Here is a 10,719-nt window from a genome sequence, read left to right on the forward strand (position 1 = left end):
CCCCGCCGCCGCCCCGCCTCTCTCACACCGGCCGCCGGCTGGCCGCCGCCGACCGCCCGCGCCCGCGCCTCCAGGCGGACGATCAGGTCCTCCTCGAACCGGTCCGTTCCGCCGTCCTCAGCCGTCATGGCCCACCATCTCCTTCACCGGTCCCAGCTCCTGCCGAAGCGTCCTCATCGCACGCGCCAGATGGGTCTTGGCCGTCGCCAGGGAGCAGCCGAGTTCCTCGGCCACCTGGGCCACCGACAGGTCGGCGTAGTACCGGAGCACCACCGCCGTCCGCTGACGGGGCGGCAGTGACCGGAGCACCCTTTCCAGTTCCTCGTCCCGGGGATCGGCCGCGGCCACCGGGGACTCCGGCAGCAGCGGCGTCAGCACCTCCCGGCGGGTCCGCCGCCACCGCGACACATGGGTGCGGACCATCGTCCGGCGGACGTAGCCCTCGGCCGCGCCGGGGTCCCGGATCGCCCCGCGCCGCACGTACACCCGGGACAGCGCGTCGTGCAGCAGGTCCCGGGCGTCGTGGACGTTCCCCGTGATCAGGAACGCGCTGCGGAGCAGGGCCTGGTACCGCGCCGCGACGAACTCGTCGAACGGGTCGTCCCGCCGGGTGTCCTCAGCGAGGTCCCCCGACCGCATCGATTCGCGCTTCATGCCCACCAGACGCCCGGGAGGACGCGGGCGGATGACACACCCGGCGAAAAACACCGGAGGGGCCGGGATCCGATCGGTTCGGTCCCCGGCCCCTCCGGCACGAGCGCTCTCTCACTCCCCCGCTTCGCCCGCCCGGTGGCGCTTGACCCACAGGGCCGCGCCGCCGGCCGCCACGACCAGCCCTCCGGCGACGGCCAGCAGGCCGGCGTCACCGCCGACCGAGCCGCCGAGCACCGGGCCGAGCTGCGCCGAGACGGGCTCCGGGGACACCACACCCGGATCGGGTTCCGCGATCGGGTCGGCGTGCGCCGCACCGGCCCCGCCCAGCAGCACCCCGGCGACGCCGAGCGCCCCCGCGGTGCCCAGCGCACCCGCCGTGCCCACCCGCCGTCCGAGCTTCCTCAGCCGAACCACCCGGATCCGCCGAAGGCGCCGGACCGGCCGCAAACTCCGCATCGAGAACTCCCCAACCCGTTCGCGTACTGGCCTGACGCTATCCGATCCGCACAGATTTCTCACAGGGATTCAGGTTTGCTCCCTCAAGAGTTGTACGACTGTTGCCCGACCGGCCCACCGCCCTTCCCCCGGGGCCGGATCCGTGACCGCAGGTCAGGAACGGGTCCGGAGCGGGTCAGGAGTTGTACGTCGACTGGGCCCGCTCCAGGCCCTCGGAGAGCAGCGCCTCCACCGCGTCCGCCGAGCGGTCCACGAACCACTCCAGGTCCTTGCGCTCGGTGGCGGAGAAGTCCTTCAGCACGAAGTCCGCGACCTCCATGCGGCCCGGCGGGCGGCCGATCCCGCAGCGCACCCGGTGGTACTCCGGACCGAGCGACTTGGTGATCGACTTCAGCCCGTTGTGCCCGTTGTCGCCGCCGCCCAGCTTCAGCCGCAGGGCCGAGTAGTCGATGTCCAGCTCGTCGTGGACGGCCACCAGCGCGGAGACCGGCACCTTGTAGAAGTCGCGCAGCGCGGTGACCGGCCCGCCGGAGAGGTTCATGAAGGTCATCGGCTTGGCCAGTACCACGCGCCGCCCCGCCAGTCGCCCCTCGGCGACCTGGGCCCGGCTCTTGTGGGCCTTGAACTTCGCGCCCATCCGCTGGGCCAGCAGCTCCACCACCATGAACCCGATGTTGTGCCGGTTCCGGGCGTACTGGTCCCCCGGATTGCCCAGCCCCGCCACCAGCCAGGGTCCGTCGTATTCCTCGGTCATCCCACCGCTCCTCGTGGTCATGTTCACCGCCATCATCCCGGACACGCCGCTGCCCCGGCCGCTCCAGCGGGAGCGACCGGGGCAGCGGTCTCAGACTGCGCGAGGGGCTCAGGCCTCGGCGCCGGCCTCGGCCTCGGCGGCCTCGTCCTCGGCCGGGGCGGCCTGGGCGGCGATGACCTGCAGCACGACGGCGTCGGCCTCGACGGCCAGCGAGACGCCGTTCGGCAGAACGATGTCCTTGGCGTGGATCGAGGCGCCGGCCTCCAGGCCCTCGACCGAGACGGTGACGGCCTCGGGCAGGTGGGTGGCCTCGGCCTCGATCGGCAGGGCCTGCAGGACGTGCTCCAGCAGGTTGCCGCCCGGGGCCAGCTCGCCCTCGGTGTGGACCGGAACCTCGACGGTGACCTTCTCGCCGCGCTTGACCAGCAGCAGGTCGACGTGCTCGATGGTGCGCTTGATGGCCTCGCGCTGGACGGCCTTCGGCAGCACGTACTCGTCCTTGCCCTCGATCGGCACGACCAGCAGGGCGTTCGGGGTCTTCAGGGCCATCATCAGGTCGTGGCCGGGCAGGTTCAGGTGAACCGGCGCGTGGCCGTGGCCGTAGACGACACCGGGGACGAGGCCGGCACGGCGGGCGCGACGGGCGGCACCCTTGCCGAACTCGGTACGGGTCTCGGCGGCAAGGCGGATCTCGGACACGACTGCACTCCTCGTGAAAGCTGGCGCGGGGGTGCAGGCAACGCGAAAAACCGCCGGGACCACACCCTCATAACGATCGGGGGTCACTCGGCGGCGCAACGACCTCTGCCGGAAGCCCGGGGGTTCCGGATCCGGCAGCGCGTCGATCACGGTGCGGGCACCCGCGGTGCGGGCACACGGCATCCCTCGCCGAGCAGTTTCACGAGTCTAACCGGAGCGGTGGCCTCTCGCGAAATCGGCGGCGGCCCCGGTCCGCAGGGAACCGGGGCCGCGCGCACGGGGCTTGGATCAGTGCACGCCCTCGAAGAGGCTGGTGACCGAGCCCTCCTCGAACACCTCGCGGATCGCGGCGGCGATGGACGGGGCGATCGACAGCGTGGTGATCTTGTCCAGCTGCAGCGAGGCCGGGGTCGGCAGGGTGTTGGTGAACACGAACTCGCTCACCCGGGAGTTCTTCAGGCGGTCCGCGGCCGGGCCGGACAGCACGCCGTGGGTGGCGGCCACCAGGACGTCCGCGGCGCCGTTGTCGAACAGCGCGTCGGCGGCGGCGCAGATCGTGCCGGCGGTGTCGATCATGTCGTCGACCAGGACGCAGACCCGGTCCTGGACGTCACCGACGACGTCGGCCGACAGGATGGTGTTGGCCTGGGTCATGTCGCGGCGCTTGTGGATGATCGCCAGCGGCGCGTCCAGCCGGTCGCACCACTGGTCGGCCACCTTGACCCGGCCGGCGTCCGGGGAGACCACGGTGAGCTTGTCGCGGTCGACCCGCTCGCCCACGTAGTCGGCCAGCAGCGGCAGCGCGAACAGGTGGTCCACCGGGCCGTCGAAGAAGCCCTGGATCTGCGCGGTGTGCAGGTCCACGGCCATCAGCCGGTCGGCGCCCGCCTGGCGCAGCAGGTCGGCGACCAGGCGGGCGGAGATGGGCTCGCGGCCCAGGTGCTTCTTGTCCTGGCGGGCGTACCCGTAGAACGGCAGGATCGCGGTGATGCTCCGGGCGGAGGCCCGCTTCAGAGCATCGATCATGATCAGCTGCTCCATGATCCACTGGTTGATGGGAGCCGTGTGGCTCTGCATCACGAAGCAGTCGGCGCCACGGGCCGACTCCAGGAAGCGGACGTAGATCTCACCGTTGGCGAAGTCGAGGGCCTTGGTCGGAACCAGTTCGGTCCCCAGCGACTCGGCCACCTCCCTCGCCAGCTCCGGGTGGGCACGGCCGGAGAAGAGCTTCAGCTTCTTCTCGCCCGACGTCGTGATCCCGCTCACTGCCACCGTCTCCTCGCGTTGCTGACGCCGACCCCGTCCGTACCGCGGGCAGGCGTCCGCCAGCCGGCGAGAGGGGTCGGGGAATTGTCGGTACGCCTGGACACGGGCGGTAGGCCCAATGGCGCACGTATGACCCCAAGGTTACGCGCCCGCTCGCGAACCGTCCGCCCCGGGACCTCGCGCCGGACCTCGGCCCGCCCGCTCAGGCCTCCGTCGCGCCCTGTCCGTCGCGCTCCGTCGCGGCCGCCGCGGCCTGCGCCGACGTGGTCCCCTGGCGCTTGCGCGACACCCAGCCGGCGATGTTCCGCTGCTGGGCCCGGGCGACCCCGAGCGCGCCGGGCGGCACGTCGCTGGCGATCACCGAGCCGGCGGCGGTGTAGGCGCCGTCGCCCACCGTCACGGGCGCGATGAACATGTTGTCGGATCCGGTACGGCAGTGCGCGCCGATCACCGTGCGGTGCTTGTTGACGCCGTCGTAGTTCACGGTGACCGAGGCGGCGCCGACGTTGGTGCCCTCGCCGATCGTGGCGTCGCCGATGTAGGAGAGGTGCGGGACCTTGGCGCCCTCGCCCAGCTCCGAGTTCTTCACCTCGACGTAGGTGCCGACCTTGGCCTTGCGGGCCAGCCGGGCACCCGGCCGCAGGTACGCGTAGGGGCCGGCGGTAGCGAGGTCGCCGACCTCCGCGCCGTCCGCCGTGGTGTTGCTCACACACGCCCCGGCACCGATCCGGGTGTCCTTGATCGTCGAGTTCGGGCCGACCTCGCAGCCCTCGCCGAGGTGGGTGGAGCCCTGCAGCTGGGTGTTGGGCAGCACCACCGCGTCCGGCTCGTAGGAGACCTGGACGTCGAACCAGGTGGTCGCCGGGTCCACCACGGTCACGCCGGCCCGCATCGCGCGCTCCAGCAGCCGGTCGTTCAGCAGCCGGCGGGCGTGCGCGAGCTGCACCCGGTCGTTGATGCCGAGGATGTCCCGGTAGTCGGCGGCGACCACGGCGCCGACCCGGTGCCCGGCCCGGCGCAGGATCTCCAGGGTGTCGGTCAGGTACTCCTCGCCCTGCGCGTTGTCCGTGGTGACCTCGGCGAGCGCGTCCACCAGCAGCTTGGCGTCGAAGGCGAACACGCCGGAGTTGATCTCGCCGATCGCCCGCTGGACGTCCGAGGCGTCCTTCTCCTCGACGATCGCCGCGACCGCGCCGTCCGCCTCGTCGCGCAAGATCCGCCCGTAGCCGAACGGGTCCGGCACCACCGCGGTCAGCACGGTGACGCCGTTGCCCTGCTCGGCGTGCGCCGCGGCCAGCGCGCTCAGGGTCCCGCCGGTCAGCAGCGGCGCGTCGCCGGTGGTGACGATCACCGTGCCGTCGAGCTCGATCCCGTCGGCCGCCAGCGCCTCCAGCGCGGTGCGCACCGCGTGCCCGGTGCCGTTCTGCTCCTCCTGGACCACGGCGCGGGCGCCCGGGTGATGCGCCGCCAGGTGCTCGGCCACCTTCTCCCGCATGTGCCCGATCACCACGACCAGCTGGCCCGGCGTCAACTCCTCGGCCGCCGCCACCGCGTGGCCGACCAGCGACCGTCCGCACACCTCGTGCAGCACCTTCGGGAGGCTGTTCGACTTCATCCTGGTCCCGCCACCGGCGGCGAGCACGACAACGGCGGCAGGCGAATTGGCACTCACGGGGGGAGGCTCCTCATTCGGTTACACGGGGAGGGCAGAGCGGCCAGCGACGGGACCCGCACGTCAGCGCCCTGGCCGCTTCGAGGATAGTGCGCGGAGTATGACCGCTCCTCCGGCCCCTGGGACCGTCGCGCGGCCGCCGCTCGGCGGGCCGGGCCGACCGGCCCGGAGATGGCTCCCGGAGGAGGATTCGAACCCCCATAAGCTGGACCAAAACCAGCTGTCCTGCCCTTAGACGATCCGGGACCGGCACATCCGCCCCCGTTCCCGGGGGCGCGCTCCGCCAAGACTACGGGGTATGGGCCGTCACATCTACCTCCTCCGGGCCGCCCGCCGGGGCCCCGCCCGCGAACCGGATGTCATCCATCCAGTCGGGTGAATTCACTCAAGCGCCGCCCGGCCGCGTATTCCCTCGGTGGCGGAGCGCAACCTACGATTCCGTAGGTTACGCCAACGTAGCCTCCGTCCTCTCCCCCCTCAAGGGACGCCCATGACCATCCAGGCCGGCGAGGCGCACGCCGATTCCGCGCGCCCCCTCGACTCCTCCGCTCCCGGACCCGACGCCCCCGACCCCTCCGCCGCCGACCCCTCCGCCGCCGCGCCGCACACCTTCTCCGCCACCCGCGGCGGGGAGCGGCAGGGCGCCGCCGAGCGGATCGCGCTCGCGCTGTTCATCGCCGTCCCCTTCGCCGCCCTGGTCGCCGCCGTCCCGGTGGCCTGGGGATGGGGGCTCGGCTGGACCGATGTCGCGATCGCCACCGTCATGTACTTCCTCACCTGCCACGGCATCACCATCGGCTACCACCGCTACTTCACCCACGGCGCCTTCAAGGCCAACCGCCCGCTGCGGCTCGCCCTCGCGGTGGCCGGCTCGCTGGCGATCGAGGGCCCGCTGGTGCGCTGGGTGGCCGACCACCGCAAGCACCACCGGTTCAGCGACAAGGACGGCGACCCGCACTCCCCCTGGCGCTACGGCGAGACCGTCCCCGCGCTGCTCAAGGGCCTCTGGTGGGCCCACATGGGCTGGCTCTTCGACGAGGAGCAGACCCCGCAGCTCAAGTACGCGCCCGACCTCGTCCGCGACCCGGCCATAAGGCGGATCTCCCGGCTGTTCTGGCTCTGGACCACCCTGTCGATGGTGCTGCCGCCGCTGGTCGGCGGACTGGTCACGCTCTCCTGGCAGGGCGCGCTGTCCGCCTTCTTCTGGGGCTCGCTGGTCCGGGTGGCGCTGCTGCACCACGTCACCTGGTCGATCAACTCGATCTGCCACGCGGTCGGCCGCCGGCCGTTCCGCTCCCGGGACCGCTCCGGCAACGTCTGGTGGCTGGCCGTGCTCTCCTGCGGCGAGTCCTGGCACAACCTGCACCACGCCGACCCCACCTCGGCCCGGCACGGCGTCCTGCGCGGACAGCTCGACTCCTCGGCCCGGCTGATCCGCTGGTTCGAGCTGGCGGGCTGGGTGCGGGACGTCCGCTGGCCGGACGCGCAACGGATCGCCGCCCGCCGCGCCGCATGAGGGCGCACCTGCAGCATGATGTAGGGGTGAACGGGAGCAGCGCAGACAGCACAGGCGGCCACCAGAGCACGCGGACGGACGCCGCGCCCGGTCCGGCGCAGGCCCGTCCGCGTGCCGCCGCCGGGCCGGACGGCGCTGCGGCCACGCCGCGCCGGCGGGGCGGCCGGGTGCGGATGACCGGCAAGCAGCGCCGGGAGCAGCTGCTGGAGATCGGCCGCACGGTGTTCGCCGAGCGCGGCTACGACGGCACCTCGGTGGAGGAGATCGCCGAGCGCGCCGGGGTGTCCAAGCCGGTGGTGTACGAGCACTTCGGCGGCAAGGAGGGGCTGTACGCGGTGGTGGTCGACCGCGAGATGCAGCTGCTGCTCGACATGGTGACGGGGGCGCTGACCGGGGGGCACTCGCGCGAGCTGCTGGAGCAGGCGGCGTTCGCGCTGATGGACTACATCGACACCTCCACGGACGGCTTCCGGATCCTGGTCCGGGACTCCCCGGTGGCCCAGTCGACGGGCACCTTCGCCTCGCTGATCAGCGACATCGCGACCCAGGTGGAGGACATCCTGGGCCTGGAGTTCAAGGCCCGCGGCTTCGACGCCCGCCTCGCCCCGATGTACTCGCAGATGCTGGTGGGGATGGTCGCGCTGACCGGCCAGTGGTGGCTGGAGGTGCGCAGGCCGGAGAAGGCCGAGGTGGCCGCCCACCTGGTGAACCTGGCCTGGCACGGCCTGGAGGGGATGGAGCGCCACCCCAAGCTGGTCGGCGAGCGCAAGGCCTGAGGCCCGCCACGGGGGTATCTCGATGTCAAGATGTCCATGTCTCCGTCGCGCCTGGACTTCTCGACGTCAAGAGACTTCACATCGACAGAACCCCCGATACACTGATCGCCATGGAGGACGAGGTCGATCGGCTGGTCGCAGCGTGGCGCAGAGAACGCCCCGACCTCGACGTGGAACCGCTCGAAGTGCTCAGCCGGGTCAGCCGGCTCGCCCGGCACCTCGACCGCGCCCGTCGGATCGCCTTCGCCGAGCACGGCCTGGAGCCCTGGGAGTTCGACGTGCTGACCGCGCTGCGGCGGGCCGGCTCCCCGTACCAGCTCTCCCCCGGCCAGCTGCTCACCCAGACCCTGGTCACCTCCGGCACCATGACCAACCGGATCGACCGGCTCACCGGCAAGGGCCTGGTCAAGCGGCTGCCCGACCCCGACGACCGGCGCGGCGTCCTCGTCCGGCTCACCGACGACGGGCGCGACCGCGCCGACCAGGCGCTCGCCGGGCTGCTCGCGCACGAGCGCGAGCTGCTCGCCCAGCTGACCTCCGCCCAGCAGGGCGAGCTCGCCGGCCTGCTGCGGCAGCTGGTCGCGCCCTTCGACAACATCCCGTAGGACCCGGCTCAGAACCCGTCCGGGTACGGCGTGCTCAGCGCGGGCACCGGGACGGGGGCCGGCTCCGGCGTCCGGTAACCCGGCAGCAGCTCGGCCAGCCGGCGGCGCACCTCGTCGTCGCTGTTCACCGCCGCCGCCCGGTACAGCCCGGTCAGCCCGCCGGCCAGGTCCTCCGGCCCGGCCGCGGCGTCCGCGACGGTGGCGTAGATCCGCGCGTGCCCTGTCGGCAGCCGCTCCTCGCCCTCCGAGAACAGCGCCTCGTTGAGCTTCTCCCCGGCCCGCAGCCCGGTGTAGCGGATCTCCACCTCGTCCCTGGCCAGCTGCACCTGCTCGGCGAAGTTGTGCACCAGGTCGACGATCCGCACCGGCTCGCCCATGTCCAGCACGAACACCTCGCCGCCGCGCGCCATCCGGCCGGACTCCAGCACCAGGCCGACCGCCTCCTCGATGGTCATGAAGAACCGGGTGACGTCGGGGTGGGTGATCGTCACCGGGCCGCCGCTGCGCAACTGCTCGGCCAGCACCGAGAGCAGCGAGCCGCGCGAGCCCAGCACATTGCCGAACCGCACCGCGGAGAACACCCCGGTGCCCAGGTCGCGGGCGTCCCGGGCGTTCGCCTGGACGATCAGCTCGGCCAGCCGCTTGCTCGCGCCGAGCACCGAGGTCGGGTCGGCCGCCTTGTCGGTGGAGATCAGCACGAACCGCTCGACACCGGTGGCCAGCGCCGCCTCCACCAGGTGGTCGGTGCCCAGGACGTTGGACTTCACCGCCTCGCTGGGGTGGCGCTCCAGCAGCGGCAGGTGCTTGTGGGCGGCGGCGTGGAAGACCACCTCGGGCTTGAGGTCGCGGAAGATCTGCTGGATCCGCGGCCGGTCCCGGATGTCGGCGATCACCAGCGACTCGTCGGTGAGCAGCGCCTCGCCCCAGATGTCCAGCTGCAGCCGGTGCAGATTGGACTCGTCGTGGTCGAGCATGTAGAGCGCGCTGGGGTTGAACGCGTGCACCTGGCGGCAGAGTTCGCCGCCGATCGAGCCGCCGGCGCCGGTCACCAGCACCCGCCGGCCCTCGATCACGTCCCGGACGTCGGCGGAGACCACGTGCACCTCGTGCCGGCCGATCAACCGGTTGACGTCCAGGCTGCGCATGTCGGAGCCGACCACCTCGCGGCGCAGCGCGGCGAGGAAGGACGGCAGGTAGCGGACGGCGGCCCCGGCCGCCGCGGCGGCGGTGGCCAGCTCGCGGACCCGGCGCGGGTCGAGTCCGGGAATGGCCAGCGCGACCACCTGGGCCCGGTGCTCGACGGCCAGCGCGGTCAGCTCGGCCAGCGTGCCGAGCACCGGGACGGTGTCCACCGTCTGACCCGCCTTGGCCGGGTCGTCGTCGAGCAGGCCGATCGGGGCGAGGCCGAACTCCGGGGCCCGGCCGAGGTCGCGCACCAGCGCGGTGCCCGCCGCCCCGGCGCCGACCACCAGGGTGCGCAGTCCCGTCGGCGGCGCGGCGGGGGCGCCGGAGGCCGGATCGGACGTGCCGGACGGTGTGTCCGCGCCCTCGCCCGTGCCCTCGTCCGTACCTTCGTTCGTGCCTTCGTTCGTGCCCTGCTGGGTCGCGTGCGGGCGTGCGGAAGTGCTGTGCGGCGACATCTGTCCTCCGGAGTTCCCTGACCTGACGGACCTGAGCCGGTGCCGGGGACGGCCCCGGGCCGGTACCTGGGTGTGACGGACGGGCGGATCAGCCGGCGCCGGGCGAGGTGGACGTGGCGACGGACGGCGGAACGGTGGGAGCCGCGAGCTCGGACGGGCTGACACCCGCCCGGCGGGCCACCGCGACGGCGGCCAGGGTGGAGTGCACCCCGAGCTTGCCGAGGACGTTCTGCATGTGCGTGCGGACGGTGTGCGGGGAGAGGTAGAGCCGCTCGGCGACGGCCTGCCGGCCGAGGCCCGCGACCATGCAGCGCAGGATCTGCTTCTCGCGCGGGGTGAGCGTGTCGACCAGCCGCTCGCTCTCGGTGCGGTCCCGGCGGGCCGTGGTGAGCTCGCGGATCACGCCGGTGAGCAGCGCGGGCGGCAGATGGGTCTCGTCCCGCAGCACGCCCCGGATCACCGCCAGCAGGCGGGCCAGCGAACTCTCCTTGGCCACCCAGCCGGTGGCGCCGGCGTGCAGGGCGCGGGCGGCCCGCTGCGGGTCGTCGGCGGTGGCCAGGACGATCGCCCGCAGACCGGGGTGGTGGCGGCGGACCCGGGCCAGCAGGGTGATGCCGTCGGGTGCCGGGGCGGTGGACGACGCGGCCGCCGGGGGCGCCTGGGTGGCGGACGGGGTCGCCG

At 72.9% G+C, this 10,719-nt stretch carries 11 protein-coding genes and 1 tRNA gene; 3 read left to right on the forward strand and 9 right to left on the reverse strand.

Annotated elements, in window-relative coordinates:
* Window positions 1–117: 117 nt before the first annotated feature.
* The 7 genes from ABD308_RS34315 to ABD308_RS34345 form a co-directional block, all read right to left on the reverse strand.
* Window positions 118–654, reverse strand: coding sequence for a SigE family RNA polymerase sigma factor (locus tag ABD308_RS34315; protein ID WP_344343737.1), 537 nt, complete (start codon window positions 652–654; stop codon window positions 118–120).
* A 111-nt stretch (window positions 655–765) separates the two neighbouring features.
* Window positions 766–1,038, reverse strand: a complete 273-nt coding sequence (locus ABD308_RS34320) for a hypothetical protein (RefSeq protein ID WP_344343739.1) — start codon at window positions 1,036–1,038, stop codon at window positions 766–768.
* 247 nt (window positions 1,039–1,285) lie between these two features.
* Window positions 1,286–1,864, reverse strand: a complete 579-nt coding sequence (pth, locus tag ABD308_RS34325; protein WP_344343741.1) for an aminoacyl-tRNA hydrolase — start codon at window positions 1,862–1,864, stop codon at window positions 1,286–1,288.
* A gap of 108 nt (window positions 1,865–1,972) precedes the next feature.
* On the reverse strand, window positions 1,973–2,563 hold the full coding sequence (locus tag ABD308_RS34330) for a 50S ribosomal protein L25/general stress protein Ctc (protein WP_344343743.1): 591 nt from the start codon (window positions 2,561–2,563) through the stop codon (window positions 1,973–1,975).
* 288 nt (window positions 2,564–2,851) lie between these two features.
* Window positions 2,852–3,829, reverse strand: a complete 978-nt coding sequence (locus ABD308_RS34335; RefSeq protein WP_344343745.1) for a ribose-phosphate diphosphokinase — start codon at window positions 3,827–3,829, stop codon at window positions 2,852–2,854.
* A 202-nt stretch (window positions 3,830–4,031) separates the two neighbouring features.
* Window positions 4,032–5,501, reverse strand: a complete 1,470-nt coding sequence (gene glmU / locus ABD308_RS34340; protein WP_344343746.1) for a bifunctional UDP-N-acetylglucosamine diphosphorylase/glucosamine-1-phosphate N-acetyltransferase GlmU — start codon at window positions 5,499–5,501, stop codon at window positions 4,032–4,034.
* A 172-nt stretch (window positions 5,502–5,673) separates the two neighbouring features.
* Window positions 5,674–5,747 (reverse strand) — tRNA-Gln (locus tag ABD308_RS34345).
* A gap of 244 nt (window positions 5,748–5,991) precedes the next feature.
* Here ABD308_RS34345 and ABD308_RS34350 point away from each other — a divergent pair.
* From ABD308_RS34350 to ABD308_RS34360, 3 genes are all read left to right on the forward strand, one after another.
* Window positions 5,992–7,017: an acyl-CoA desaturase gene (locus tag ABD308_RS34350; protein ID WP_344343748.1), complete on the forward strand. Its 1,026-nt coding sequence runs from the start codon at window positions 5,992–5,994 to the stop codon at window positions 7,015–7,017.
* 173 nt (window positions 7,018–7,190) lie between these two features.
* Window positions 7,191–7,793 carry a TetR family transcriptional regulator gene (locus tag ABD308_RS34355; protein ID WP_344343750.1) on the forward strand — a complete coding sequence of 201 codons (603 nt, stop codon included), beginning with the start codon at window positions 7,191–7,193 and terminating at the stop codon, window positions 7,791–7,793.
* A 110-nt stretch (window positions 7,794–7,903) separates the two neighbouring features.
* The gene (locus ABD308_RS34360) at window positions 7,904–8,398 is read left to right on the forward strand and encodes a MarR family winged helix-turn-helix transcriptional regulator (RefSeq protein ID WP_344343752.1); all 495 of its coding nucleotides are present in this window, start codon (window positions 7,904–7,906) and stop codon (window positions 8,396–8,398) included.
* A gap of 8 nt (window positions 8,399–8,406) precedes the next feature.
* On the opposite strand, the gene ABD308_RS34365 is transcribed toward ABD308_RS34360, so the two are convergent.
* Together ABD308_RS34365 and ABD308_RS34370 are read right to left on the reverse strand one after the other, a co-directional pair.
* Complete coding sequence (locus ABD308_RS34365; RefSeq protein WP_344343754.1) at window positions 8,407–10,038, reverse strand: polysaccharide biosynthesis protein; 1,632 nt, start codon at window positions 10,036–10,038, stop codon at window positions 8,407–8,409.
* Between the two features lie 88 nt (window positions 10,039–10,126).
* The coding region (locus ABD308_RS34370; RefSeq protein ID WP_344343756.1) for a LuxR C-terminal-related transcriptional regulator at window positions 10,127–10,719 on the reverse strand (593 nt) is incomplete at its 5' end.

It is taken from the genome of Kitasatospora putterlickiae (genome assembly GCF_039527695.1).
Classification (GTDB): Bacteria; Actinomycetota; Actinomycetes; order Streptomycetales; family Streptomycetaceae; genus Kitasatospora; species Kitasatospora putterlickiae.